At 64.3% G+C, this 24668-nt stretch carries 26 protein-coding genes; 22 read left to right on the top strand and 4 right to left on the bottom strand.

Going from position 1 to position 24668, the window contains the following annotated elements; genetic code table 11:
• Positions 1-114 precede the first annotated feature (114 nt).
• A complete protein-coding gene (locus LZC95_38635; GenBank protein WXA92361.1) occupies positions 115-897 on the bottom strand; it encodes a hypothetical protein in 783 nt (260 codons plus the stop codon).
• A gap of 80 nt (positions 898-977) precedes the next feature.
• On the opposite strand from LZC95_38635, the gene LZC95_38630 reads away from it, so the two are divergent.
• On the top strand, positions 978-1853 hold the full coding sequence (locus LZC95_38630; protein ID WXA92360.1) for a hypothetical protein: 876 nt from the start codon (positions 978-980) through the stop codon (positions 1851-1853).
• A 13-nt stretch (positions 1854-1866) separates the two neighbouring features.
• Here the strand turns inward: LZC95_38630 and LZC95_38625 are convergent, their stop codons facing one another.
• A complete protein-coding gene (locus LZC95_38625; protein WXA92359.1) occupies positions 1867-2490 on the bottom strand; it encodes a hypothetical protein in 624 nt (207 codons plus the stop codon).
• A gap of 164 nt (positions 2491-2654) precedes the next feature.
• Complete coding sequence (locus tag LZC95_38620) at positions 2655-4010, bottom strand: sigma 54-interacting transcriptional regulator (protein WXA92358.1); 1356 nt, start codon at positions 4008-4010, stop codon at positions 2655-2657.
• Positions 4011-4113: 103 nt separating this feature from the next.
• On the opposite strand from LZC95_38620, the gene LZC95_38615 reads away from it, so the two are divergent.
• From LZC95_38615 to LZC95_38600, 4 genes are read left to right on the top strand one after another with little or no spacing between them, the layout of a single operon-like run.
• Positions 4114-5694, top strand: a complete 1581-nt coding sequence (locus LZC95_38615; GenBank protein ID WXA92357.1) for a serine/threonine protein kinase — start codon at positions 4114-4116, stop codon at positions 5692-5694.
• Between the two features lie 59 nt (positions 5695-5753).
• Positions 5754-11801, top strand: coding sequence for an MG2 domain-containing protein (locus LZC95_38610; protein WXA92356.1), 6048 nt, complete (start codon positions 5754-5756; stop codon positions 11799-11801).
• Positions 11798-12469, top strand: coding sequence for a M15 family metallopeptidase (locus tag LZC95_38605; GenBank protein ID WXA92355.1), 672 nt, complete (start codon positions 11798-11800; stop codon positions 12467-12469). The genes LZC95_38610 and LZC95_38605 overlap by 4 nt, the downstream gene beginning before the upstream one ends.
• Before the next feature lie 44 nt (positions 12470-12513).
• Positions 12514-13815 (top strand): hypothetical protein, encoded by a 1302-nt coding sequence (locus tag LZC95_38600; protein WXA92354.1) that lies wholly within the window; start codon positions 12514-12516, stop codon positions 13813-13815.
• A gap of 7 nt (positions 13816-13822) precedes the next feature.
• Here the strand turns inward: LZC95_38600 and LZC95_38595 are convergent, their stop codons facing one another.
• A complete protein-coding gene (locus LZC95_38595) occupies positions 13823-15364 on the bottom strand; it encodes a family 20 glycosylhydrolase (protein WXA92353.1) in 1542 nt (513 codons plus the stop codon).
• Between the two features lie 159 nt (positions 15365-15523).
• Here LZC95_38595 and LZC95_38590 point away from each other — a divergent pair, with 159 nt between their 5' ends.
• The 17 genes from LZC95_38590 (at position 15524) to secY (ending at position 24667) form a co-directional block, all read left to right on the top strand.
• Positions 15524-16831: a CAP domain-containing protein gene (locus LZC95_38590; protein ID WXA92352.1), complete on the top strand. Its 1308-nt coding sequence runs from the start codon at positions 15524-15526 to the stop codon at positions 16829-16831.
• Between the two features lie 300 nt (positions 16832-17131).
• Positions 17132-17476 carry a 50S ribosomal protein L22 gene (rplV, locus tag LZC95_38585; protein ID WXA92351.1) on the top strand — a complete coding sequence of 115 codons (345 nt, stop codon included), beginning with the start codon at positions 17132-17134 and terminating at the stop codon, positions 17474-17476.
• A 1-nt stretch (position 17477) separates the two neighbouring features.
• Complete coding sequence (gene rpsC, locus LZC95_38580; protein WXA92350.1) at positions 17478-18170, top strand: 30S ribosomal protein S3; 693 nt, start codon at positions 17478-17480, stop codon at positions 18168-18170.
• Between the two features lie 17 nt (positions 18171-18187).
• Entirely contained in the window at positions 18188-18601 is a 414-nt protein-coding gene (gene rplP / locus LZC95_38575) for a 50S ribosomal protein L16 (GenBank protein ID WXA92349.1), read from the top strand.
• Between the two features lie 5 nt (positions 18602-18606).
• The gene (gene rpmC / locus LZC95_38570) at positions 18607-18804 is read left to right on the top strand and encodes a 50S ribosomal protein L29 (protein WXB00253.1); all 198 of its coding nucleotides are present in this window, start codon (positions 18607-18609) and stop codon (positions 18802-18804) included.
• A gap of 3 nt (positions 18805-18807) precedes the next feature.
• Positions 18808-19137 (top strand): 30S ribosomal protein S17, encoded by a 330-nt coding sequence (gene rpsQ, locus LZC95_38565; protein ID WXA92348.1) that lies wholly within the window; start codon positions 18808-18810, stop codon positions 19135-19137.
• Positions 19138-19157: 20 nt separating this feature from the next.
• Entirely contained in the window at positions 19158-19526 is a 369-nt protein-coding gene (gene rplN / locus LZC95_38560) for a 50S ribosomal protein L14 (GenBank protein ID WXA92347.1), read from the top strand.
• On the top strand, positions 19526-19861 hold the full coding sequence (gene rplX, locus LZC95_38555) for a 50S ribosomal protein L24 (GenBank protein WXA92346.1): 336 nt from the start codon (positions 19526-19528) through the stop codon (positions 19859-19861). Before rplN ends, rplX begins: the two co-directional genes overlap by 1 nt.
• Positions 19861-20505: a 50S ribosomal protein L5 gene (gene rplE / locus LZC95_38550; GenBank protein ID WXA92345.1), complete on the top strand. Its 645-nt coding sequence runs from the start codon at positions 19861-19863 to the stop codon at positions 20503-20505. Before rplX ends, rplE begins: the two co-directional genes overlap by 1 nt.
• Positions 20506-20519: 14 nt before the next feature.
• On the top strand, positions 20520-20705 hold the full coding sequence (locus tag LZC95_38545; GenBank protein ID WXA92344.1) for a type Z 30S ribosomal protein S14: 186 nt from the start codon (positions 20520-20522) through the stop codon (positions 20703-20705).
• A 4-nt stretch (positions 20706-20709) separates the two neighbouring features.
• Positions 20710-21114 carry a 30S ribosomal protein S8 gene (rpsH, locus tag LZC95_38540; GenBank protein WXA92343.1) on the top strand — a complete coding sequence of 135 codons (405 nt, stop codon included), beginning with the start codon at positions 20710-20712 and terminating at the stop codon, positions 21112-21114.
• Complete coding sequence (rplF, locus tag LZC95_38535) at positions 21114-21719, top strand: 50S ribosomal protein L6 (protein WXA92342.1); 606 nt, start codon at positions 21114-21116, stop codon at positions 21717-21719. Before rpsH ends, rplF begins: the two co-directional genes overlap by 1 nt.
• 9 nt (positions 21720-21728) lie before the next feature.
• On the top strand, positions 21729-22082 hold the full coding sequence (gene rplR / locus LZC95_38530) for a 50S ribosomal protein L18 (protein WXA92341.1): 354 nt from the start codon (positions 21729-21731) through the stop codon (positions 22080-22082).
• Positions 22083-22101: 19 nt separating this feature from the next.
• Positions 22102-22653, top strand: a complete 552-nt coding sequence (gene rpsE / locus LZC95_38525; GenBank protein ID WXA92340.1) for a 30S ribosomal protein S5 — start codon at positions 22102-22104, stop codon at positions 22651-22653.
• 1 nt (position 22654) lies between these two features.
• Complete coding sequence (gene rpmD, locus LZC95_38520; GenBank protein ID WXA92339.1) at positions 22655-22849, top strand: 50S ribosomal protein L30; 195 nt, start codon at positions 22655-22657, stop codon at positions 22847-22849.
• Positions 22842-23306 carry a 50S ribosomal protein L15 gene (rplO, locus tag LZC95_38515; protein ID WXA92338.1) on the top strand — a complete coding sequence of 155 codons (465 nt, stop codon included), beginning with the start codon at positions 22842-22844 and terminating at the stop codon, positions 23304-23306. Before rpmD ends, rplO begins: the two co-directional genes overlap by 8 nt.
• A 17-nt stretch (positions 23307-23323) precedes the next feature.
• A complete protein-coding gene (gene secY / locus LZC95_38510; protein ID WXA92337.1) occupies positions 23324-24667 on the top strand; it encodes a preprotein translocase subunit SecY in 1344 nt (447 codons plus the stop codon).
• Position 24668 lies beyond the last annotated feature (1 nt).

The raw sequence follows: 24668 nt of genomic DNA, 5'->3' as shown, positions 1-24668 counted from the left end.
CGGTGACAACCCGCCGTTGATCGAAACCCTGAACTACGAAGCGCCCGGACGAAATCACTGTGCAATCACACAGCACCATCGGGTTTCGACGAGGCGGGCGCGTCGATGGTTCGTTTAATGTGCGACAATCGTGACGTTGTCGATCGCGAGATTCCATCCCGTCGAGGGAGACTCCGGTTGCACCACGCCCAATGCCACCTTTGCATTGGGCGCATTGGGAATGGCGACCGAGAGGCTCCGCTCGTCTGCAGTCTGATCGATGCTGACGAGCACCCGCGTGGGGGTACCCGGCGTGACCTGCATCGAGACATCGACCGCGTGACCGATGGGAAAAGGAATCGGAACTCCGTATCCGTTGTCCTTGCTGCCTCCGTCCGTGAAGCGATGATGTTCCTTCACGCGGACCTCGAGGTGATCGGGCGTATTCGGATCATCGCCGAACGTCAGCGAGACCTGGCTGGTTCCTCCGCCGTTCGGGATCTCGAAGCGCACCGTTTGATACGCCTTCGTCTGCCCGGCCAACGATTGTGCGGTGAGGTGGAACTCGACCAGCATGTTCTCGGACGTCGGCGAAAGGCTCTTCTCGATGTACGCGAACGCGTCCGCGGCGTTGGCCGGAACGCTGATCTGCAGGGCGCCGTCGTCGACCTTCACGAGGCCACCACCTTGGGCGGCCGTCCGCCAGCTCGAATGGATGCCCTTGTCGAAATCGTCACAGAACGTCGGCTCGGCCTCCAGCGATTGGCAATAGTTCCCCTCCGCCCCTCCCCCATCGGGGATGTCGCCTCCACCACCGTTCTGCGCAAAGTCGCGCGATAGGTAGTCGAGCGAGCACGCGAAGAGGAGAAGGCACCCTCCAAGAAACGTTGCGGCCTTTCGGGTGGCGGATTGTCGCATCGGCTGGCCGAAAGTAGCATATTGGCTCGAGCCGTCCCGATGTGCTTTGCTTGACGGTCCCCATCTTCACCCCCCGCAACATGCCTACGTTCCAACCCGCGAATCGAACACGGTATCTGGCCAGCGCATTTTTCGTCGCGTCGTTGCTCGGGTCGCTCGCGGGAATGTCGCAACGGGCCAACGCCGCCGACGATCCGCGTGCGGCGCGTTGCGTGGCCGCTTACGAGCAGGCGCAGCGCGAACGGCGCGAGGGAAAGCTCACCGCGGCGCAGGAGCTTCTGCGCACGTGCACGCAGGAGTGCCCCGCGCGCTTTTCGCGCGACTGCCAGCGTTGGCAATCGGAGGTCGAGGCGGCGATTCCCACGGTTCGCTTTCGCGTGGCCGATGACCGCGGTCGCAAGGTCGAGTACGCGCGCATCCTCGTCGACGGCATCTTGCTCCGCAACGAGATCCCCGAGGGCCCCGTCGCCGTGGACCCTGGAGAGCACGAGTTTCGCTTCGAGCGCATCGGCTCCCCGCCCGCCACGGTCAAGGTCACCCTCAAACCGGGCGAGCGGGATCGTGAGATCGCCGCGTCCATTGCGCCATCCTCCGAAGGAGAGCCCGGGCTCTCGTCTTCATCGGGCGAGAGCCCGCGCACCGAATCCGGCAGCCGGCCCTTGGCCTACACGTTCGGCATCGTGGGCATTGCCGCATTGGCCACGTCCGGCGTACTCCTCGTCAAGGGGCACATGGACCGCTCCGACTTGGTGTCGCAGAACTGCGAACCAAGGTGCAACCCCGACGACGTGGATTCGATACGCACCCTATGGTGGCTATCCGCCGCAAGCGCCGGCATCGGCGTCGTCTCGCTCGGCCTCGCCTATTGGCAATGGCCTCGCGTCCACACGTCGCCGAAAACGACGGTCTCGCTCGTGCCTCTCCCGGGCGGTCTCGCCATTCGCGGCGAGATGTGATCGAGCTCACCGCTCACCGCTTCCACGCGGGGCTCCACTTCTTAGGCCAATTGCCTTCCTCGGAACGCGTTAGCCTCCAGGGGCTTCCGTCCTCTGCGCGGCAAAAAATCGTGAATTTCCACGGCTTCTTCGAAGTCTTGAGCGTAATGGATTGTTTCCCAGGGTGGTAGCAGAGCCCGTTGAGCGACGCCCAGCCACTGACGCCCGAAGGAGATGCCCAGCGGGTGAAGACATTGTGGTTCGTGCCAATGACGAATACGTTGCGATAACCATTGGGCAATTTGTGATTGTAAGAGCTCTTGCAGTAAAAGTCTCCGCCCCAGTTTCGATAGTGGCACCAGCCCTTCTTGTCTTTGTAGATCTTCCCGGGCACCCGCTTGGCTTGCGCCAGGTCGGCACCTTCTCCCTCGGTCGGCATGCTGACGTCGATGGGCAACTCTTCGGTGCTCACGTTGTCGTCCTCCTCCGCGGACGTCGCCGCCTCCTCGTCTTCCGACATCAAGGCCGCTTCGACGTTCGAGTCGTCCTCTACGAAGGAATCGTCCTCGTCGGGTTGTGCAGGCCCGGCGTCCGCACAACCTAGCAAGGCTACGCCCATGGCCAGCAGCATGAACGGTGCGCAAATCGTCTTCGACATGGTGCTTTTCTCCCTGTCGACGTCACATCGACGTCGATTGAAATATGGAAAGAGCACGAGCCATGCCGCTAAGGTATTCGAATGATTCTTCGGCAAATGCCAATCGGTGTACCGGGTGTACCGGACAACTCGTCATTGAATTCGACCACTAGTTGGATATCGAATCAAACCTCACCCGGTCGCAAACCATAGCGCTCGAGGAGTCGATAAATCATCTGCCGCGAAACGCCCGCCGATTGTGCGGTGCGCCCCACGTTGCCGGCGTGGTCCTTGAGTTTCGCTTCCAAGTACGATGACTCGAAGCGCTCCACCAAGTGTTCGCGGGCCTCGCGCAGGGGAAGGTCGAACAATTGCGACCAGCCTTCGGCGTCGTTGTCGTGCGCACCGGGATCCAAGGTGCGCTTGCGGATAGGCTCCAGGGCGTCGAGGCCGAGGCGCGGGAAAAGCGCCAATCGGGTCAGCACATTGCGAAGCTCGCGCACATTGCCCGGGAAGGAATGAGAACGCAGCATCGCCATCGTCGTCTTTGGCAAATCGTGGCGCGTGAGGGGCGGAGTCTGCGACGCGAGAAACCGATCCACCAGCAGCTCGAGGTCGTCCTTGCGCTCGCGAAGCGGGGGCACCCGTGCCTCGATGACCGCGAGCCGGTAATAGAGATCGCTGCGGAAGGTGCCGTCGCGCACCGCTGCCCGCAAATCGCGGTGGGTCGCGGCCACGATGCGCGCATGAAAGGGTTGCCATTTGTTGCTGCCTACCGCGCGGAACTGCCGCGCCTCGAGGGCGCGCAGCAACTTGGGCTGCACATCGAGTGGCAACTCGCCAATCTCGTCGAGAAACAGTGTCCCGCCATCCGCGTGCTGGAGCAGCCCCACGCGCGCATCCACCGCGCCCGTGAAAGCCCCGCGCACATTTCCGAACAACTCCGCCTCGATCAGGTTGGGCGAAATCGAGCCGCCGTCCATGACCACGAAGGGCCCATCGCGGCGCGGGCTCATATCGTGGATCCCTCGCGCCAAAAGCTCTTTCCCCGTCCCCGATTCGCCCAAGAGCAAAATGGTCTCATCGCTCTGGGCCGCCTCCGCGAGCCGCGCGAACAGCGCACGCATCACCAGCGAGCCCCCCAGCGCCTCGCCGAATTGCGGCGTGGGATGGAGCTCCAGCACCGCGGGCGCGCCCACGACCCGCACCGCCAGCCGCGTCATGCCCACCGTGAAAATGACCTCCGGCACGAGAACGGCTTCCCGCACCGCGATCTCGCCCAGAAAGGTGCCATTCTTGCTGGCGAGATCGCGCAGGACGACGCCGTCGTCGCCCAGGGTAATGCTACAATGCCGCCGCGAAACGCGCCGATCGCGCAAGACCAATTGGCATTCGTCGGATGAGCCGATGGTAACGGGCTCGAGGCCGAGGGGCACGGAGACTTCGGGCCCTTCGTCCACGATGGCCACGCGCAGGGCCGGTACCTCGATGGTGTTCGAGCGTAGGACCGTGATGGTGCTGCCCTTGCTTCGATCCGTCATGACGCTACCTCGGCGGTCGTTGTCGTATCAGCATGCTCCGCATTTTCCACGCTCGGCGTACCTCGCGGGACGTCGGCCCCCAAGTGCGCTAAAGAACGGAAGCATGGCCGTTGCCGACCCGCGAAACGTAGCGCGCGTCGAACACCGCATTGGGCGGTACGAGATGTATGGCGAGATCGCGTCCGGCGGCATGGCGACCGTGTATTTTGGCCGTTTGGTCGGGGACGCGGGGTTCGTGCGTACGGTGGCCATCAAACGCCTCCATCCTCATTACGCCAAAATTCCTCAATTTTCCTCGAGGTTCGTCGAAGAAGCGCACCTGGCCGCGCGCATTCGCCACCCCAATGTGGTCGCCACCCTCGATACGGTGGCCGAACGAGACGAGCTCTTGCTCGTCATGGAGTACGTACCCGGGCAATCGCTTGCCGAGCTCCAGCGCGCCTGTCGCAATTCGGGGGAGCGCATTCCGGTGGGCGTGGCTTTGCGCATTGCGGCCGATGCGCTCTACGGCCTGCACGCCGCACACACCGCGACCGACGAGGCGTTGCACCCGCTGTTCATCGTCCATCGGGACGTGTCGCCGCAGAACATCCTCGTCGGCGTCGATGGAATGGCACGCGTGCTGGACTTCGGCATTGCCAAGGCGCGCACCAGTGTCGATACGACGCAGCAAGGGCAACTCAAGGGCAAGCTGCGCTACATGTCGCCCGAGCAGGTGTTCAACGATCCCATTTCGGCACGCACCGACGTGTACGCGCTGTCCGTCGTCCTTTGGGAAATGCTGACCGGCGACCCGCTCTTTACCGGCAGCAACGATGCGGCGACGCTCGCGCAAGTGCTTTCCGGCGTCGTGCACAAGCCGAGCCTCATCGCGCGGCACGTCCCACCGGAGGTCGACGAGATCGTCCTCCGCGGACTCCAGCGCGATCCGTCGCTTCGCTTCGAATCGGCGCACGACATGGCCGTGGCCCTCGAGTCGGCGATGGTGCCCGCGCTCGCGCGCGAGGTGAGTCAATGGATGCAGCGCATTGCCGCCAGTGCCATCGCATGGCGCGCGCAGGCCGTTTCGGCCATCGAGAGATCCGCGATGGTCGAGCGCCCCTCCACGCCCCGCGCACCGAAGGAGATCCCCTCGGCACCGGCGCCGGCGGTATCTGCGCCCGCCGGGTCACTCCCATTGCCGATCGCACCCGGGGCGAGGTCGGAGATCACCGAGCAGAATACGATTACCGATTTGGGGCGCAAAGCCGTCTCGTATTCGCAAGAACTCGGCACACCCTCGTCGCGTGAAGCGAAGGCCGCGTCCCGACTGAAATGGGCCTGGGGCCTCGCCATCGTGAGCGGCGCCGTCGCGGTGGCGCTGGGCATGGCTTCTTTTGGCGCCCGGCCGAAGGAGGCGAGCACGCCGCCGTCGGCCGATCCGGTCACCGTGGTGCCCAGCGCGGCCGCATCGTCCGTGCCCACCGGTGTCGTGGCTCCGCCGTCGCCACCGCCGGTCTCAGCGGAGGCGAGCACGCCGCCCGTCACGTCCGCGCGCGCTTCGGCCAAACCTCCGCCGAGCACGCGGGCCGCCAAAGCCCCGAACACCATTCGTGCCGACGATGGGCGCTCGTGCAATCCGCCCTATTACGAGGATGCACAGGGCATCCGGCACATCAAGCCGGAGTGCCTCAAGTTCGAATAAATCGGGTGAGCTGTAAGGTCGCCTAGCGTAAAACGTTTCCTCGAAACGAGGATTCGTACATGTACGTTCGGCTTGCGTTCTTGCTGCTTCTTGCGCTCTGCGCGCTTGGTTGTCCCGGTGAGTCCAAGGTTCCCGTTTCGCCCATTGCCAAGAAAGACGGGGGAGGATCGCCCATGTGGAAAGTCTCCAAATCGGGTGTCGGTTTTCGATTGAGCAACGCCGAGGCCGGGGAGGACCGCACGCCCACGCCACCCGCGCCTTCCCAGCCTCTCTCGGCGACCGACACGCGCAAGGTGCTCGACCGCCTCCCGAAGTTGGCGCCGCTACCCGGCGATGAAAAGGACTTTGCCCTTCGCGCCGGCAGCATGCCCGCACCGCGCACCGGCAAGACCGTGCAGGAGGCCTTTCCTCCGCCCGCCTCTTCGCAGCCACCGCCGCAGGCCGCGTCGGGCCCGGCCCGCGTGCTCCGGCATCAACCCGACGGTGCCGTCGAGCTGGCGCGGCATCTCTCGGTCACGTTTTCGAAGCCCATGGTGGCCGTCACGTCGCATGGCGATCTCGCGGCGCAGCAGGTGCCGGTTCGTCTCACCCCGCAGCCGCCGGGCCAATGGCGCTGGGTGGGCACGCAAACGCTGCTCTTCGAGCCCAATTCGGAGCTCGGCGGCTCGCCGACGGCGACTTTCAACGCAGAGCGCTTTCCGATGGCCACCGATTACGAGGTGGAGGTCCCCTCCATGTCGGAGCGCTGGCGCTTTGCGACCCCGCCGCCGAAGCTCGTGGCCTCGTATCCGGAGCCGCATACCCCGGTTCGGTTCGACCCGATTCTCTTTCTCGCCTTCGACCAATCCGTCGACCCGGCGGCCGTGCTCAAGAACCTCGAGGTCACGGGAAATGCGCGGCCTGTGAAGCTCCACCTCGCGACCGCGGAAGAAGTGGAAGCGGAGCGCGAGCTCGGGCAGCGCATCAAAGACTCCATGCCCGGGCGCTGGCTTGCCGTTCGCCCCGACGAGCCGCTCTCGCCCGGCGCGCATTTGACCGTCCACGTGCGCGCCGGCACACCCTCGCGCGAGGGCCCGAAGAAGACCACCGCCGATCAATCCTTCACCTTCGAGACGCATGGCCCGCTTCGCATCACCGGGCACCAATGCGGGTGGGGGCAAACGTGTCGGCCGCGCATGCCATTCGAAATCAATTTTTCGAACCAGCTCGATCTCGCGGCATTCGACAAGAACCTGGTCCGCGTCGAGCCGCCGATTCCGCAAATGAAGGTGGTGGCGCAATACCAGAGCATCTCCATTTCCGGTCGCACGCGGGGCAAAACGAAATACAAAGTGACCGTCGGCAGCGCTCTTCGCGATGAATTCGGGCAATCGCTTGGCCGCGAGGAAAGCGTGTCGTTCACCACCGAACGCAGCGAGCCGGAATTGTTTCGCGCCGATCGCGAAATGACCGTCCTCGACGCCGCGGAGGGCACGAAGCTGCCGGTCTACAGCGTCAACCAGCCCTCCCTTTCGGTGAGCCTCTACGCGGTCACGCCGCAGGACTGGTCCAAGTACACGGCCTGGATCGGCAAAGCCTACCGTGAGCGCTCGCCGGGCCCGCCGCCCGGGGAGCTCGTGTCCAAGCGCACGGTGAGCCCGGCCAACAATCCCGACGAGCTCACCGAAACGAACATCGATCTCGCGCCCGCCCTCAAGGGTGGCTTGGGCCACGTCATCGTGCTGGTGGAGCCCACGACTCTGACGGGAAAGTCGGCCGCCGCAAGCGGCGGACCTCCGGCACCGAAGGATCGATTCAGCATGCCGTTCCGAAGTTGGGTGCAGGTTACACGCATGGCCTTGAGCACCTTCCGCGACGCCGAGGAGCTGGTGACCTTCGTCAGCGAGCTCTCCACGGGTGCCGGGCTCGCGGGCATCGACGTGCAGGGGGCTGCCTCGACCTCGAAGACAGGCGCCGACGGTATCGCGCGGCAGCCGCTGGGGAACGAAGCCGCCGTGATTGCGCGCAAGGGAAATGACGTCGCATTCTTGTCCTTGATGCCGTCGTGGCAGGGAGCCGTCAGCACGCGGCCCGAGATCAAAGACGAAGTTCGGTGGTTCGTCTTCGACGATCGCAAAATGTACAAGCCCGGCGAGGAGGTCCGCGTCAAAGGCTGGATCCGGCGCTCCGGCACGAAGAAGGGCGGTGACATCGGCCTGGTCGACGGCGCCGCGAAGATTCGCTGGGGTGCGGCCGACGCACGCGGGAACGAGTTCATCAAAGGTCTCGTGGAGGTCGACAAGACGGGGTCGTTCGATCTCGCGTTCAAGATTCCCGATACGGCCAACTTGGGGCACTCGCGGGTGAATCTGCATTTGTTCGGTGCGACGTCCCTCGGCGAATCCGACGCGGTGCATGGCTTCTCGATCGAGGAGTTCCGCCGTCCAGAGTTCGAGGTCACCACGGAAACGACGGAGGGCCCGCACCTGGTCGGCGACCACGCCGTCACCACGATGACCGCCGCCTATTACGCGGGCGGCGGCCTGCCCAACACGGAGGTGAACTGGACGGTGACGCGCGACCAAGCCGTCTACACCCCGCCGAACCGCAGTGACTACGTCTTTGGCAAGCAGCCGGACCTCTTCGAATCGTTTGGAATGCGCGGACACTCCTTTGGGCCGCACCATGGGGACTCGGTCTCGGAGAGCTGGAGGTCCGTCACCGATGGCCAGGGCAAGCATCGGCTTCGCATCGACTTCGAGGCCAGGGAGCCCGCGTATCCGATGAACCTGCACGTCGAGGCGCGGCTGCAAGACGTCAATCGGCAGACGTTCGCCTCGAGCTCGAATATTCTGGTGCACCCCGGCTCGGTCTACGTGGGGATTCGCCGTGCGCGCGCGTTCGTGCGCGCGGGCGAAGTCATCGATGTGGCCACGATTGCCACGGACATCGATGGGCACGCACTGCGCGGGCGCAAGGTCACGGTGTCGAGTGCGCGGCTCGATTGGGAGCAACAAGGGACGGAGTTCCGCGACGTCGACAAGGACGTGCGCACCTGCGAGGTAACCTCCGGGGACGATGCCGTGCATTGCAACCTGCCGACCATGGCGGGAGGCCGCTACCGCGTTACCGCATGGGTGACCGACGATCAGGGGCGCAAGAACCAGAGCGAAATGCTGCTTTGGGTCTCCGGCGAAGACATGCCCTCCGATGCGCGCATGCCCGAGGATGCGCTCACCGTCATCGCGGACAAAGAGGAATACCAAGTCGGCGAGACCGCGGAATTGTTGGTCATGTCGCCCTTTCCGGGCGAGGCCGTGGTCACCGTGGGGCGCCAAGGCATCGTGCATCTGCAGCGCGTGAAGATGGTCAAGTCGAGCACGACGGTGCGCATTCCCATCGAGCCCACCTGGCTCCCCAATGCGCAGGTCAGCGTGCAAGTCACCGGCCTCGCGCCGCGCAAAAACGAGGCAGGGGAGGTGGATACACGCCTGCCGAAGCGCCCCGCCTATGCGACGGGAACGGTGCCGCTCAAGATTGCGCCGCGCGATCGCAAGCTGGCCATCACCGTGAAGCCGCGCGAAGCGAAGATCGAGCCGGGCGGTCGCACCGTGGTGGAGCTCGATGTGCGCGATGCGGGTGATCGTCCCGCAGCGAATACGCAATTGGCGGTCGTCGTGGTCGACGAGGCCGTGCTCGCCTTATCGAATTACCAAACGCCGGATCCCATGCGGACGTTCTACGCGTCGCGTCCGAACGGTGTGCAGTCCGCGACGTTGCTCGAGTACGTGCGCATTGCGAAGACGACCGCGGCCGCCGAGGCCAATGTGGCGGAGGACTCGATGCACCAATCCGTCGGTGGCGCCGCGCGGCGGGGCGCATTCCCCGCGCCGCCTCCTCCTCCCATGGCTCCGTCGCCGGCGATGCTGTCGGCCCCCGCGGGCATGGCGATGGAGAAATCTGCCGCAGGCGGCGAAGCTTCGGGCGGCCCGATTCACCTGCGCACCAACCTCACGCCGCTGGCCGCCTTCGTTCCGCGCGTGATGACCGATGCCAAGGGCCACGCGAGCGTCGAGGTGAAGCTGCCCGATAGCCTGACGCGCTACCGCATCATGGCCATTGCGGCGGAAGGCGCTGCACGCTTTGGCTCGGGCGAATCCGCGGTGACCGCGCGGCTGCCGCTGATGGTGCGCCCCTCGGCGCCGCGCTTTCTCAACTTCGGCGATCGTTTCGAGCTGCCCATCGTGGTGCAGAACCAGACGGACCAAGCGATGACCGTGGACGTGGCTGCGCGCGGTGCGAATGCCGACGTGGCGGCCACCGGCAAGCGCGTCACCGTGCCGGCGAACGATCGCGTCGAGGTGCGCCTGGCCGCCAATGCACGCCGGGCGGGCACGGCGCGCTTTCAGGTGGGGGCGGTGGCGGGACGCTGGGCCGATGCGAGCCAGATCGAGCTGCCTGTGTGGACGCCCGCGACCACGGAGGCCTTCGCGACCTACGGGCAGATCGACGAAGGGGCCATCGCGCAGCCGGTGAAGGTGCCCAGCGGCATCGTGACGGAATACGGTGGCGTGTCGGTCACCACCTCGTCGACCGCGCTGCAGGCATTGACCGACGCCGTGCTCTATTTGGTGAATTATCCCTTCGAGTGCAACGAGCAAATCGCCTCGCGGGTCATTGCCATTGCCTCGCTGAAAGACGTCCTCGCGGCGTTCCAGGCGAAGGATCTCCCGCCGCCGGACAAGCTGATCGAGCGCGTCCAAGCCGACGCGGAGCAGCTACGGCGCTTCCAACAACCCGACGGCGGCTGGTCCTTCTGGGGCAATCACCTGGAGAGCTGGCCGTTCCTGAGCGTGCACATCGCCCACGCGATGGCGCGCGCCAAAGACAAGGGGTTCAAAGTCGACCCGAGCATGCTGGAGCGCGCGAAGAAGTACATGCGCGACATCGATGGGCGCATCCCATCGTGGTATTCGGTCGATGCACGGCGCGCGATCAAGGCGTATGCGCTGTTCACGCGGCATATCCTCGGCGACACGGATCGGGCCTCGGCGCGGCGTCTCGTGGCGGAGGCGGGCGGCGCGGCGAAATTGCCCATCGAAGCCGATGGGTGGCTTCTGCGCGTGCTCACCGGCGATGCCGGTTCGCAGGCGGAGCTGGCCGCCATTCGGACGCACCTGGGCAACCGCGTCAGCGAGACCGCGGGCGCCGCCCACTTCGTCACGCAGTACGAGGACGGTGCGCACGTGCTGCTTGCGTCCGATCGGCGCGCCGACGGCGTCATCCTGGAGAGCCTCATCGCCGACCAGCCGAAGAGCGATCTCATTGCCAAGATCGTCACAGGACTTCTCGCGCATCGCACGGCGGGCCACTGGTCGAGCACGCAGGAAAACGCCTTCGTGCTGATTGCGCTCGACCGGTACTTCCGCACCTACGAAGGCACCAAGCCCGACTTCGTGGCGCGAGCCTGGCTAGGTGACAAGCTGGCCAGCGAGCACGCTTTCCGCGGGCGCTCCACCGATCGCGCGAACACGGACATTCCCATGCGGCTGCTCGACGCGGGGTCGAAGATCACGCTGGCCAAGGACGGTCCCGGGCGTCTCTATTTCCGAATCGGCATGACGTACGCGCCGGCCGACCTGAAGCCGCCGCCCGCCGACCATGGTTTCACCGTATCGCGCAGCTACGAGGCGGTGGATCGGCCGGACGACGTGCGGCGCGACGCCGATGGCACCGTCCGTGTGAAGGCGGGCGCGCGCGTTCGCATTCGTTTGACCATGGTCACCCCCGCGCGCCGTTACCATGTGGCGCTGGTGGATCCGCTCCCCGCGGGCCTCGAACCGCTCAATGCGGCCCTGGCGGTGACGGAGTCGGTCCCCGGCGATCCCAAGGCCCCGACCAACGGCCCCATGTGGTTCTGGGCCCACAACTGGGTGCAGCATGAAAACATGCGCGACAATCGGGTGGAGGCCTTTGCCTCCTTGGTGTGGGACGGCGTGCATCCGTACACGTACGTGGCGCGCGCCACCACCCCGGGCACCTACGTCGTGCCTCCTCCGAAGGCCGAGGAGATGTACAATCCGGAGACCTTCGGTCGCGGTCCCGGCGATCGCCTCATCGTCGAATGAAACAGCCCCTTCTCGCCTCCTCGATATTCATCGCGCTCGCTGCGTGCACGCATTCCCAAGAGACGAAGTCGCCCGAGCCGTCAGGCAACTTCGTCTCCATCACGGAAATCGACCCAACCATTGCCGTCGAGGCGCGTTACCACGGCGAGCACAATTTCCTAGGCACGCGCGTGCGCGGCTACAACGCACCGAAGTGCCTTTTGACGCGCCCCGCAGCCCAAGCCTTGGCCAATGTGCAAGCGGAGCTGCGCCCCATGGGGCTCACGTTGAAGGTCTACGATTGCTATCGTCCGCAGCGCGCGGTCGACCATTTCGTCGAATGGGCCAAGGACGTCAACGACCTGAAAATGAAGTCCGAGTTTTATCCCCAGGTCGACAAATCCAACTTGTTCCGTGATGGCTACATCGCCGAGAAATCCGGCCATACCCGCGGCAGCACGGTGGATCTCACCATCGACGGTCTCGATTTCGGTACGGAGTTCGATCTCTTCGACCCTCGGTCGAACACGGCCGATCCGCGTCCCAATGCATCCCAACGCGCCAATCGCGCCCTCCTCAAAGCCGTGATGGACAAGCACGGCTTCAAGGGCATCAAGACCGAGTGGTGGCACTTCACCCTACGCGACGAACCTTTCCCAAAGACGTATTTCGACTTTTCGGTCGAGTAGCGAACGAAAGGTTCGCCATTGGGCGACGTATTTCCCCAATAGCCATGAAACGAACTTCTTGGAATTGGGTCGCCCTTTCGTGTTTCACCGCAGCCACCGGCTGCGTCTCGCCGAACGATGCCCCGCGCGAGCAAGCGTCGGTGGCCCGTTCGCCCTTGGTCGAAGACATCCAAAGCATGACCCGGCGCGACGACGGTGCCTACGACGTCACGTGCACCGACGGACGCCAACAGATCCGCACCGCCGCGCAAATCCGTCAGGATCGCGTCTGCGAACCCATGCTCGTCTCCGCCGGAACGTACCATTCCTGCGGTGTGGGGCCATCGGGCTACCTCGCGTGCTGGGGCTCCAACTACTATGGTGCGCTCGGGAACGGCACCAACGAGGACAGCCTCGTGCCTGTGCGCGTCACCGGGATCGATGCGACCATCGCGCGCGTTTCCGTGGGCGCGTTCGCCTCCTGCGCCGTCACCGCCGCGGGGGCTGCGAAATGCTGGGGCTCGAACCTTGGTGGCCTCCTTGGCAACGGGGCGAACCTTCCCGGGAGTCGCGTCCCCGTGGACGTTCGCGGCCTCGAATCGGGCACGGTGGACCTGTCGATGGGCACGACCCACGCTTGTGCGGTCACCTCAACGGGCGCGGTGAAGTGCTGGGGCTCCAATTTCGATGGTGCGCTGGGCAGTCCAGGGCCTGATAGCTCGGTTCCGGTCACCGTCCCCGGTTTGGAATCCGGTGCGGTGGCCGTGTCCGTCGGAGGGCACCATGCGTGCGCGCTCACGTCGGAGGGCTCCGTCCAATGCTGGGGCGACAATTCCATCGGTCAGCTCGGCGATGGTTCCACCACCTCCCACGTCGGACCCGTCACCGCCCAAGTCTTGGGCTCATCGTACGTCTCCTCGGTAACTGCAGGCGCCAAACACACGTGCGCCGCGCTTTTGTCGGGAGATGTCCTCTGCTGGGGAAACAATAGCACCGGGCAACTCGGCGCAGAGCCGGGGCCCCCGAAGCTGACGCCGGTCGACACCTTCATCGACTTCGGCGGCGCCAGGGGAGTCTGGGCCGGTGGCGAGCACACATGCACAGCCACGAACGACGGCGCCGCTCTGTGTTGGGGAGAAGCAGCCTACGGCCGGCTGGGTCGATCTTCGACGTCATCGGTGCCGGGCTGGTACCCCTCCCGGGTTTACGCTCTCGGGCCGGGCGTCGTCACCGTCTCCGCGGGCGGCTTCCACACCTGCGCGGTCCTCTCTGGCGGCATCAAATGCTGGGGCTACAACGGCTCTGGGCAACTCGGCATCGGCACGACCGAAAATAGCCCCGGACCTGCGCCGGTCACTGGACTCTGACGCGCCTCTACGGCGCCCGGCCCGTGGCTTCGATGATGCCTTTGAAGTCGCAATACGAAGTCACGATTTTCGGCGAACCCCATGTGTGCTGCGCCATCGAGCGCAGAAGTGGGACGATGCCCTGCTCGATTTGCTGCTCCGTTTCCGCGTTGGCGAAGTCGCACCACACGTGGGCCTTGGCCCCGCGCTGGCGCGGCTCGTCCGCGGCCACGGTGTGTCCGCCTTGAAACCGCGGTGGCGGCCACGACTCGTACGTGTCCGCGTCATTCGGGTGCCGAATCCCCAACACGTAATACGTTGGCGTGTAGCTCGCGTTGAGGATCGTGTGCCCGGCGTCCAAATGCTGCTGCGGCGTAAGGCCCAGGTTGAACCAATATTCGATCACGATGTTTGGATTCGGTCGAATCGTGTCGCTTCCCGGCGACTGGATCCCATCGTTCCAGATGCGCGTCGTCTTGCCTGCCGCACGCACGATGTCGTTGGCCCAGTTGATGAAACCATAATACGTGTCCCGCCCGGTGGCGTTGGGGCCATAATGGCTGCGCGCGTACGCCTGAAGCTGCGGATACAGCGCGTAGAGACTTACATATTCATCCGCACCCAAATGCCAAAACGGGGCAGGGAAGAGCGGCAGGTACTCCGTGATCAAGTCCTTCATCAACGCATACGCGCCATCGAGCGATAGGTCGATGAAATCCGTATCCCGAATCCCGAGCGCGTTCTTCAACTGCAGCTCGGGGTGGGATGCCAAAATGGCGCCCATGTGTCCCGGCATGTCGATCTCCGGGACGATGAGCACATGGTACTTTTTGCCCAGGTCGATGAGCTCCCGGATTTCGCTCTTCGTGTAGTGCTCGGCTGAAACGGCCTCCGGGTGGGTCGCACTCTCGATGCGGAAACCCTGTGTCTCGGAGAGATGAAGATGAAAATAGTTCATCTTCAGGTACGCCAGCTCCTTGATGTGTGTCCGCAGCCAATCCATGGAGAAATACTTCCGCCCCACGTCCACCATGAATCCCCGCTCCGGATAACGTGGCCAGTCGCGCGCGCTGCCTGCTCCAAGGTTGCGCGTCTGGCGCAGCCACTGGAGGAGCGTGCGTGTGGCGTAAAATGCGCCCGTCGAAGTGTGCGCGCGAATCCGAATCGAAGGGCCCACCTGCAGCGAATAACCTTCGTTTCCGAGCTGCGCATCGCTCGGGTCGAGCTCCAGGAAAATATCGCTCGGGAGCACGCTGGCGCTCGTGCCGGGGAGGACGTCCGCGCTTATCGTGGTGAGATCGGCTAGATCGCTTGCGAACACCGTGGCGGTTTCGGCCAAATCCGCCGCATCGTCAACGTGAAGCACGATTCGGCTTTTCGACGAAAGGGCATATCCCGCGGACGATGCCGGAATCCATTCTTGCAAAGCAGGAATCGTGGGTGGAGGCGACGCCGGCGCCACGCCCTCGAGTGAAGAAGAAGCCGTGGACGCGGTATCGGGCACGGATGACGCACAACCGAGGAACAGCCACACCATGCCGGTCGCGATCCAACGCAATGTGTAAAGCATCGAACCTCCCTGCTCTCGTTGTTCTCGTTGTTCTCGTTGTTCTCGTTATTTCGTTGAAGGCGCTAGTTCGATGTCGTCGAACTTGTATTGGTCGTCTTGCTTCGGTTAAGAATTTCGGCCTGCACGCAACGACATCGCCCTGAAGGCCGATACATCGGCATGGATCGTCTCCGTCCCGCCGTTCTCACGTGTCTCGCAGCGCTAGGCTTGCTCTCGGCTGCCTGCAGTTCGTTTGGGTCCTCGTTCTCGTCGCGATCTCCCTCGGGCCTTGCACAGCGCGCGCCGGAGGAGCTGCACGAGATCGTCCCGCCGAGTTACTCCACGTACGCCAGCGATCCGCTGCTGGCACCGCAGCCCGAAGGCGTGGCCGCCGTCGTCGATCGCACCGTGGTGCGCCTGCTGAGCGAACGTGGCGACACCTTTCGTGCGGATGGACGATTGGTGCAGCTTGCAACCTGGGTCGCAACGCGCGACGAGGTGCCGGCCGATGGCTCGGTGCTCGACGCGATGTCACATCGAGTTGGTCACGCCGGACCCACGCTGTGGCTCGTCTTCGTTCGCGACTCGAATGTGACGGAAGCGCTCATCGAGGGCGCAATGCGCCGTCAGCTCGAAGCCGTCCCGCGCAACTTCCCCATCACGCGCTACGGCGTCGGCACCGCGCGCATTGCTGCAGGTGGCGGCGGCGACATCGTCGCGATCGCGTTTGGACCCGTCGAGCTCGAACTCGATCCCGTCCCCAAGCAGGTCGCGCGCAACGAGGCACTTCACCTGCGCGGTGTCGTGGGCGATCGCTTCACGCGCTCGACGGTCGCCATCACCCGACCTGACGGCACCGTGCGCACCTTCGAGAGTCGCAGTCGCAGCTTCGCCATGGACTACGTCGTCACGGACGTGGGCCTCTACCGCGTCGAGCTCTTCGGACAGGGGAGCAGCGGGCCGGTCGTCGTGGCAAACCTCCCCGTGTACGTCGACGTGCACGAGCCCGATCCGCCGGCGCGCACCCCCGCGACATCCCAAGAGTCCGCTACGGCACTCACCCCCGCCCTGGCCGATCAGCGAATGCTGACCTTGCTGGCCGAAGCGCGAGCGGAAGCTCACCTCCCTTCCTTAATAGAGGACGAGGAGCTCTCGGCGCTGGCCCGCTCGCACTCGGAGGACATGGGCGATCACGGCTTTTTCGGGCATGTCTCCCCGACCACCGGTACCACCGAGGAGCGATTTCGTCGCGCGAAGCTGCTCCTTCCGCTCTATGGCGAGAACGTCGCCCAAGGCGATTCGCCGGAAATGGCCCACCGTGTGCTGATGGACAGCCCCGGTCACCGGGCCAACATGCTCGACGGCCGCTTCACCCACGTGGGGATCGGCTCCGTGGTTCGCCCCGACGCCTTCGGGCATCGTATGCTCACCGTCACCTTGACCTTTGGCCGGCGCCCGACTTCCATCCCACGGCGCAGCGGGAAGTAGGCTCCCACAGTTTTTTCCTTGCCAACAGCAGCGCCACGCGTAAAGTACGCGCCTCCAAGCCCCCCTGGGGTAAGGTTCTCGTAGTCTCCGCGGTCGTAACGGCCGCTTCCGTCGCTCGAACAAGCAAGAGCCTCGAAGCGGTACGACGAAGCACCCAGTTTCTAGCAGTTTCGCAATCGTCGCAGTGGCAGCCAGCCGGAGTGCCCGCTCCCCTTTCTGGGAAACAACCGCGGGAATCGTAAGGCAGCTGTCTCGTTATGTACCGTCAGTCAGATTCGAAAGGCGTTCGAAAGGTCCACCATGGTTAGCAAAGCGATTGCCCGCTTCGCGCGGATCTCCCCGCGGAAGGCCCGAGTCGTCGTGAACCTCGTTCGGGGCAGGCAGGCCGGAGAAGCGCTGCAGCTTCTCGAGTTCACCCAGAAGGCTGGGGCACCGATGCTCAAGAAGGTCATCGAGAGTGCCGTCGCCAACGCGCGGACCCGCGCGCCGGGTGTGGATGTCGATGCGCTCTTCGTCGAGACCGCTTTCGTCGACAAAGCCCCCAACAAGTTCATGCGTCGCTGGCGCCCCCGCGCGATGGGTCGCGCCACGCGCATTCAAAAAGGTATGAGCCACATCACCGTCATTCTCGGGGAGAGAGCTTAATATGGGTCAGAAAGTCCATCCGTACGGCTTCCGCCTCGGCGTCATCAAGACCTGGAACTCGAAGTGGTTCGAGGACAAGTCGTACGCCAAGTGGCTCCACGAGGACATCCGCATCAAGCGGGCCGTCAAAGACTACTTGATGAACGCGAACATCGCGTCCGTCGAGGTCGAGCGCGCCGCGAACAAAGCGAAGGTCATCGTCTACACCGCCCGCCCCGGCATGGTCATCGGCAAGGGTGGCAAGGGCATCGAGACCCTGAAGGTCGGCAATCTCAAGACCGCCGCCAAGGGTGAGACGCTCTTCGCCGGTGTTCAGTCCTTCACCGACAACGAAGTGTTCATCGACGTGCAGGAGATCCGCAAGGCGGAGACCAGCGCGCAGCTCGTGGCCGAGAACGTCGGCACCCAGCTCGAACGCCGCGTTGCCTTCCGCCGCGCCATGAAGAAGGCCGTTTCGACGGCGATGAAGTTCGGCGCCAAAGGCATCCGTATCCGCTGCTCCGGTCGTCTCGGCGGCAGCGAGATGAGCCGCGTGGAAACGTACCGTGAAGGTCGCGTTCCGCTTCACACCCTGCGCGCCGACATCGAGTTCGGCATCGCCGAAGCCCGCACCAAGTACGGCATCATCGGTATCAAGTGCTGGATCTTCAAGGGCGAGGTCCTTCAGCGCCGCGTCCGCCGGCCCATTTCCTAGCGTAGAGAGCGAGCACCATGCTTTCCCCCAAGCGAACCAAGTTTCGAAAGATGCAGAAGGGCCACAATCGTGGTGTCGCCCACCGCGGTTCCGACGTGAGCTTTGGCGACTTCGCCATGCAGGCCGTCGAGCCGGGGCGCCTCACGGCCCGTCAGATCGAAGCCGCTCGTATGGCGATCACCCGCCACGTGAAGCGCGCTGGCAAGCTCTGGATCCGGATCTTCCCGGACCGTCCCGTCACCAAGAAGCCGCTCGAAGTTCGAATGGGTGGCGGTAAAGGCGGCGTCGAGGCTTGGGCAGCCGACGTGCTCCCCGGCCGCGTGATGTACGAGATTTCCGGCGTCGACGAGAAGACCGCCCGCGAAGCGTTCCGCCTCGCCGGTCACAAGCTCCCCGTCGCGTACAAGTTCCTTGCCCGCGGAGTGCTCTGATCATGTTGAAGGCCAAAGACTTGAACGAGCGCTCGCTCGAGGATCTGAAGGAGCTCGAGAAGAGCCTCCGCGCGGATCTGTTCCAGAATCGCCTGAAGAACTTCACCAACCGGCTCGACGACACGAGCAGCATCTCCAAAGCCCGCCGCGACCTCGCGCGCGTCCTCACTGTCCTCAAGTCCCGCGCGACGAAGGAAGGCTAACCGATGGCTACCGAGAAACCCGCTAGCAACGCCGTTCCGGCGCCGAAGCATTCGACGCTCGCCGTCGAGCGCGCGGCGCACGGATTCCGCCGCAAGATGACCGGCTTCGTCATCCGCGACAAGATGGACAAGACCGTCGTCGTGGAAGTGGTCATCTCTCGCCGCGACCCGCTGTACGGCAAGTACATCCGCCAGCGCGAGCGCTACAAGGCTCATGACGAGAAGAACGAATTCCGCAACGGAGACCTCGTCGAAATTCAGGAACACCGCCCGATCTCGCGCGATAAGCGCTTCAAGGTCGTGCGCCTCGTCAAGAAGTTCGTCGAAGAGTAGGCCGGGAAGAGGAAATCGCCATGATTCAGATGCGAACCATACTGGAGGTTGCCGATAACTCCGGCGCCAAACGAGTCCAGTGCATCAAGGTGCTCGGCGGATCTCGCCGTCGCTATGCCAGCGTTGGAGACATCATCGTCGTCTCCATCAAAGAAGCCCTCCCGGGTACGAAGGTGAAGAAGGGTGACACGGCCAAGGCCGTCGTCGTCCGCACCAAGCGCGAGCAGTCGCGCCCCGACGGCAGCTACATCAAGTTCGACGAGAACAGCGCTGTTCTCATCAACGCCCAGTTCGAGCCGATCGGCACCCGTATCTTTGGACCGGTTGCCCGCGAGCTCCGCGGCAAGAAGTTCATGAAGATCATCTCGCTCGCTCCGGAGGTTTTGTAATGGCGGCGCGGCTTCACACCGGCGACACGGTCGTTGTCATCACCGGTAAAGACAAGGGGAAGAAGGGCAAGATCGCCCGCATTCTCCGCGAAGACAACCGCGTGGTCGTCGAAGGCGTGAACCTCGTTCACCGCCACACGCGCCCCACGCCCCGCAATCCCAACGGCGGGATCATCGAGCGCGAGCAACCGATTCACGCGTCGAACGTGATGCTGGTCGACCCCAGCACCGGCAAGCCGACGCGGGTGCATTTCAAGACGGACGACAAGGGGAACAAGATCCGCGTCGCCAAGAGCGGTGAGGAAATCGCTGCTCCGAAGCGGGAGAAGAAGTGATGGCCAGCAAGAAAGACAAGAAAGAGCAGAAGGGCAAGCCTTCCGCCGCTGCCGCCGCAGAGGCGAACGCCGACTACGTCGCTTCGACGACGGAAGCCGTCGCGCCGCGCTTCGCTGCCAAGTACACGAAGGAAATCGTTCCGGCGTTGACGAAGCAGTTCAACTACAAGAACCCGATGCAGGTCCCCCGCCTGGAGAAGGTCGTCATCAACATGGGCCTCGGCGCCGCGGTGACGAACCCGAAGATCGTCGACGCCGCCGTCGAAGAGCTCCGCGCCATCACCGGCCAGAAGCCGGTCGTGACCCGCGCTCGCAAGGCCATTGCGAGCTTCAAGCTGCGCGCAGGCATCCCCATCGGTGCGATGGTGACCCTCCGCCGCGGCCACATGTGGGAGTTCATCGATCGCCTCATCACGATCGGCCTCCCGCGTACCCGTGACTTCCGCGGCGTCTCGCGCAAGGCGTTCGACGGCAAGGGGAACTACACGCTCGGCCTCAAAGAGCAGATCATCTTCCCCGAAATCAACTACGACCGGATCGACGTCATCAAGGGGCTCAACATCTCCTTCGTGACGACGGCCAAGACCGACGAAGAGGGGCGCGCCCTTCTCCAACACCTGGGCATGCCTTTCCGGGCAGCATAGTCGAGGACTGACCAATGGCTCGTGCGTCTCAATTCGCGAAGCTCAATCGCGCCCCCAAGTTCTCGGTACGCGTCCGCAATCGCTGCAAGGTGTGTGGTCGTGCTCGCGGTTACTACCGCAAATTCGAACTTTGCCGTGTATGCCTCCGCCTGTTCGCTCTGCGCGGAGAAATCCCCGGTGTGATCAAGGCTAGCTGGTGATCCCATGATGACCGATCCGATCGCCGATATGCTTACTCGTATCCGCAACGGCGCCCTCGCGCGGCACGACCGCGTGGAGCTGCCGCACTCGCGCCTCAAGGAACACCTCGGACAGGTGCTCAAGGCCGAGGGCTTCCTCGATGACGTTCGCGTCAGCGAGAGCGACGACCCCACGGGTCCGCGCACCCTGACGCTCATCCTGCGTTACGGGCGTGACCGTCAGAGCGCGATCGACGGCCTCCGTCGCGTCTCGTCTCCGGGTCGCCGTGTCTACGTCCGGCACGACCGCATCCCGCGCGTTCGCTCGGGCCTGGGCGTGTCCATTCTCAGCACGAGCCGCGGCGTTATGACCGACCGCGATGCGCGCAAGCAGCGCGTAGGCGGCGAGCTCCTTTGCGAGGTTTGGTGATGACTCAGCAAGCATCCGTGCCCGCGGGCACCGTGGAAGGACTGCGCCAGTCCCGCATTGGCAAGCGCCCGGTGGAGCTCCCCAAGGGCGTCACCGTTACCCTCAAGGATGGCAACGTCGAGGTCAAAGGCCCCAAGGGCACGTTGGCCCGTCGCCTGCCGGACAACGTCTCGGTCAAGGTGGAAGGCACGACGCTCACCGTGCTGCCGACCATCCCCGGCCGCGACGGCGCCCGCTTCCAGGGCCTCGCCCGCGCGCTCATCAACTCGATGGTCGTGGGTTCGAGCACTGGCTACACCAAGACGCTGCAACTGGTCGGCACCGGTTACCGCGCCGAGCTCAAGGGCCAGGTTCTCAACCTGTCACTTGGCTTCTCGCACCCGGTCAACTTCCCGGTTCCCGCCGGCATCAAGGTGGAAATCCCCGGCGACTCGAAGGGCACCCTCGTGATCCTGACGGGCGCTGACAAAGAAAAAATGGGCGAGACGGCCGCGAAGATTCGTGGCTTTCGCCCGCCGGAGCCTTACGGTGGCAAAGGCGTTCGTTACCAGGGCGAGAAGGTTCGCGAGAAGGCCGGTAAGGCCGGCGCCAAGGGCGGAAAGTAGGAACTGATCATGGCCATGCAGATTGTTGGGCGGGAGCGACGCAAGCTCCGTATCCGCCGAAAGATCAGCGGCACCGCCGAGCGTCCGCGTCTCACCGTGTTCCGCAGCGCGAAACACATCTACGCGCAGGCCGTCGACGACGCTACGGGCAACACGCTTGCCCACGTCTCGACCCTCGCCAAGAGCCTCAAGGGCGCCGATGGCACCAAGACCGACGACGCGAAGCGGGTCGGTCAGGCGGTGGCCAAGGCTCTCCTCGCCAAGGGTGTCTCCAAGGTCGTCTTCGACCGCAACGGGTACCTTTACCACGGGCGTGTTCGCGCTCTCGCTGACGGGGCCCGCGAGGGTGGCCTCGAGTTCTAAAGCTCCAGGGAATACGAACATGGCTTTCGATCAAATCGACGAAGACAAGCTCAAAGAGCGCATCATCCACATCAACCGCGTGGCGAAGGTCGTCAAGGGCGGCCGTCGGTTCTCCTTCGCGGCGCTCGTCGTCGTCGGAGACGAATCGGGTCACGTGGGTGTCGGCCTCGGCAAGGCGAACGAAGTTCCCGAAGCGATCCGCAAGGGGAACGACCAGGCCCGCAAGAACATCTTCAAGGTGCCCCTCACGGGCGTGACCATCCCGCACGAGGTGCTCGGTCACTTCGGCGCCGGTCGCGTCTTCCTCCGCCCGGCCACGGCCGGAACGGGCGTTATCGCCGGCGGCGCGGTTCGCGCCGTGGTGGAGAGCGCGGGCATCCACGACATCCTCACCAAGTGCATCGGCAGTGCGAACCCGCACAACGTCGTGCGCGCCACGGTGAAGGCGCTCAAGTCGCTCAAGAGCGCCGAGATGGTCGCGCGCAAGCGCGGCAAAGAAGTGAACGACATCTACCAGGCCGACCGCAAGTCGACGGCAAGCGTCGCCGCGGCGGTGGCCGGCGAGGCGTGACATGGCAGCTCTCAAAGATCTGAAGGTCGTTCAGACCCGCAGCGTCATCGGTCAAGAAGAGACGATGCGTCTGACGCTCAAGGGTCTCGGCCTTCGTGGTCCGGGGTCCAGTGTGACGGTGAAGAACACGCCGTCGTTCCGCGGTGCGATCAAGAAGGTGATTCACCTCGTGACGGTGGAGGAAGTCGATGGCTGACACTCTTTCGAAGCTCATCAAGCCCGTCGGTGCGAGCCGCCCGAAGACCCGCAAGGGTCGCGGCGTTGGCTCCGGCCTCGGCAAGACCGCGGGTCGCGGTCAGAAGGGCCAGTACGCCCGCAACGGTATCAAGCACGGCTTCGAGGGCGGCCAGACCCCGCTCGCGCGCCGCTTGCCGAAGCGCGGCTTCAACCCGCCGTTCCCGGTCAAGACCGCGGAGATCAACGTCAGCGATCTGGAAGTGTTCGCGGCAGGCGCCAAGGTCGACGAGACCGCGCTGCGCGACCGCGGCCTCATCAAAGGCCCGGTCGACCGCATCAAGATCCTCGGCGATGGCGAGATCACCAAGTCGGTCATCGTGACGGCGCACCGCTTCTCCAAGAGCGCCGCGGCGAAGATCGAACAGGCGGGGGGCAAGGCGATCGTTCTCGGCGCCGAAACTCCGGCGTCTGCCTAAAAGGCAAAGACCCGAACATGGCTCTCTTTTCCGGTTTCGCCAACATCGGCAAGGTCCCGGAGCTGCGCAAGCGGCTCCTCTTCACCTTGGTCATGCTCGCGGTGTACCGGATCGGTGTCTTCGTCACGATCCCGGGCGTCGACCGGAACGTGATGCAGGCCGTCGTCAACAAGCAAGGCGGCGGTCTGCTCGGCCTGTTCAACATGTTCAGCGGTGGCGCGCTGGGTAATCTCTCGATCTTCGCGCTCGGCATCATGCCGTACGTCAGCGCGAGCATCGTGCTGCAGCTTCTCACCATGGTCTTCAAGCCGCTCGACGAGCTGCGAAAAGAGGGTGAGCAAGGGCAGCGCAAGATCAACCAGTACACGCGCTACGGGACGATCCTCTTGTCGGTCGTCCAGGCCTTCGGCATCGCGATGAGCCTCGAGGCTCTGAACAACCAGGACCTCTCCGACAGCGCTCGGGTGGGTGACGTGGTGGTTCACGCGGGTTGGGGCTTCCGCATCATGAGCATCATCACGCTCACGACGGGCACCGCCTTCATGATGTGGGTCGGCGAGCAGATCACCGAGCGCGGCATCGGCAACGGGATCTCGCTCATCATCTTCGCCGGCATCGTCGACGGTATCCCGACGGGCCTGTTCCAGTACTTCGCGACCAACAAGGGTAACATCCAGCCGCTGAACCTCGCGGCCGTTACCGCGGTCATCCTCGCCACGGTGGCCACCATCGTGTTCTTCGAGCGCGGCCAGCGTCGCATCCCAATCTTCTATGCACGACGAACCGTAGGCCGGCGTGTCTACGGCGGCCAGACGGCGCACCTGCCGCTGCGCGTGAACACGGCGGGAACCATTCCGCCGATCTTCGCCTCGTCGCTGCTCATGTTCCCGGCCACGCTCGCGAACTTCAAGGTTCCCGGCATGGCGCAACTCCAGGGCGCGCTCTCCCGCGGCGACTGGGTGTTCAACGTCTTCTACGTCGGGCTGATCATCTTCTTCTGCTACTTCTACACGGCGGTCACGTTCCAGCCGGTCGACGTGGCGGACAACCTGAAGAAGCAGCAGGCGTTCATCCCTAGCATCCGTCAGGGAAAGCAAACCGCCGACTACATCGACCACGTGATGTCGCGTCTCACCTTCGGTGGCTCGCTTTACGTGGCGGCGGTGTGCATCGTCCCGACGATCATCAGCGAGGCATTCCACGTCCCATTCCGATGGGGCGGCACCTCGATCATGATCGTGGTTGGCGTCGCGCTCGATACGGTCAACCAAATCGAAGCGCATCTCATCACGCGCAATTATGAAGGTCTCTCCGGCTCCGGCGGGAAGGCCACGCGCATTCGCGGTAGGAGGGACGTCTAGC

It is taken from the genome of Sorangiineae bacterium MSr12523 (assembly GCA_037157775.1).
Lineage (GTDB): Bacteria > Myxococcota_A > Polyangia > Polyangiales > Polyangiaceae > Pendulispora > Pendulispora brunnea.
The sequence above is the reverse complement of the archived record's forward strand: the minus strand, read 5'-3'. Positions and strand labels throughout refer to the sequence as shown.

Coding starts and splice junctions, on each gene's coding strand:
- LZC95_38635 (WXA92361.1), bottom strand. CDS start 897: ATGCGACAATCCGCCACCCGAAAGGCCGCAACGTTTCTTGGAGGGTGC.
- LZC95_38630 (WXA92360.1), top strand. CDS start 978: ATGCCTACGTTCCAACCCGCGAATCGAACACGGTATCTGGCCAGCGCA.
- LZC95_38625 (WXA92359.1), bottom strand. CDS start 2,490: ATGTCGAAGACGATTTGCGCACCGTTCATGCTGCTGGCCATGGGCGTA.
- LZC95_38620 (WXA92358.1), bottom strand. CDS start 4,010: ATGACGGATCGAAGCAAGGGCAGCACCATCACGGTCCTACGCTCGAAC.
- LZC95_38615 (WXA92357.1), top strand. CDS start 4,114: ATGGCCGTTGCCGACCCGCGAAACGTAGCGCGCGTCGAACACCGCATT.
- LZC95_38610 (WXA92356.1), top strand. CDS start 5,754: ATGTACGTTCGGCTTGCGTTCTTGCTGCTTCTTGCGCTCTGCGCGCTT.
- LZC95_38605 (WXA92355.1), top strand. CDS start 11,798: ATGAAACAGCCCCTTCTCGCCTCCTCGATATTCATCGCGCTCGCTGCG.
- LZC95_38600 (WXA92354.1), top strand. CDS start 12,514: ATGAAACGAACTTCTTGGAATTGGGTCGCCCTTTCGTGTTTCACCGCA.
- LZC95_38595 (WXA92353.1), bottom strand. CDS start 15,364: ATGCTTTACACATTGCGTTGGATCGCGACCGGCATGGTGTGGCTGTTC.
- LZC95_38590 (WXA92352.1), top strand. CDS start 15,524: ATGGATCGTCTCCGTCCCGCCGTTCTCACGTGTCTCGCAGCGCTAGGC.
- rplV (WXA92351.1), top strand. CDS start 17,132: ATGGTTAGCAAAGCGATTGCCCGCTTCGCGCGGATCTCCCCGCGGAAG.
- rpsC (WXA92350.1), top strand. CDS start 17,478: ATGGGTCAGAAAGTCCATCCGTACGGCTTCCGCCTCGGCGTCATCAAG.
- rplP (WXA92349.1), top strand. CDS start 18,188: ATGCTTTCCCCCAAGCGAACCAAGTTTCGAAAGATGCAGAAGGGCCAC.
- rpsQ (WXA92348.1), top strand. CDS start 18,808: ATGGCTACCGAGAAACCCGCTAGCAACGCCGTTCCGGCGCCGAAGCAT.
- rplN (WXA92347.1), top strand. CDS start 19,158: ATGATTCAGATGCGAACCATACTGGAGGTTGCCGATAACTCCGGCGCC.
- rplX (WXA92346.1), top strand. CDS start 19,526: ATGGCGGCGCGGCTTCACACCGGCGACACGGTCGTTGTCATCACCGGT.
- rplE (WXA92345.1), top strand. CDS start 19,861: ATGGCCAGCAAGAAAGACAAGAAAGAGCAGAAGGGCAAGCCTTCCGCC.
- LZC95_38545 (WXA92344.1), top strand. CDS start 20,520: ATGGCTCGTGCGTCTCAATTCGCGAAGCTCAATCGCGCCCCCAAGTTC.
- rpsH (WXA92343.1), top strand. CDS start 20,710: ATGATGACCGATCCGATCGCCGATATGCTTACTCGTATCCGCAACGGC.
- rplF (WXA92342.1), top strand. CDS start 21,114: ATGACTCAGCAAGCATCCGTGCCCGCGGGCACCGTGGAAGGACTGCGC.
- rplR (WXA92341.1), top strand. CDS start 21,729: ATGGCCATGCAGATTGTTGGGCGGGAGCGACGCAAGCTCCGTATCCGC.
- rpsE (WXA92340.1), top strand. CDS start 22,102: ATGGCTTTCGATCAAATCGACGAAGACAAGCTCAAAGAGCGCATCATC.
- rpmD (WXA92339.1), top strand. CDS start 22,655: ATGGCAGCTCTCAAAGATCTGAAGGTCGTTCAGACCCGCAGCGTCATC.
- rplO (WXA92338.1), top strand. CDS start 22,842: ATGGCTGACACTCTTTCGAAGCTCATCAAGCCCGTCGGTGCGAGCCGC.
- secY (WXA92337.1), top strand. CDS start 23,324: ATGGCTCTCTTTTCCGGTTTCGCCAACATCGGCAAGGTCCCGGAGCTG.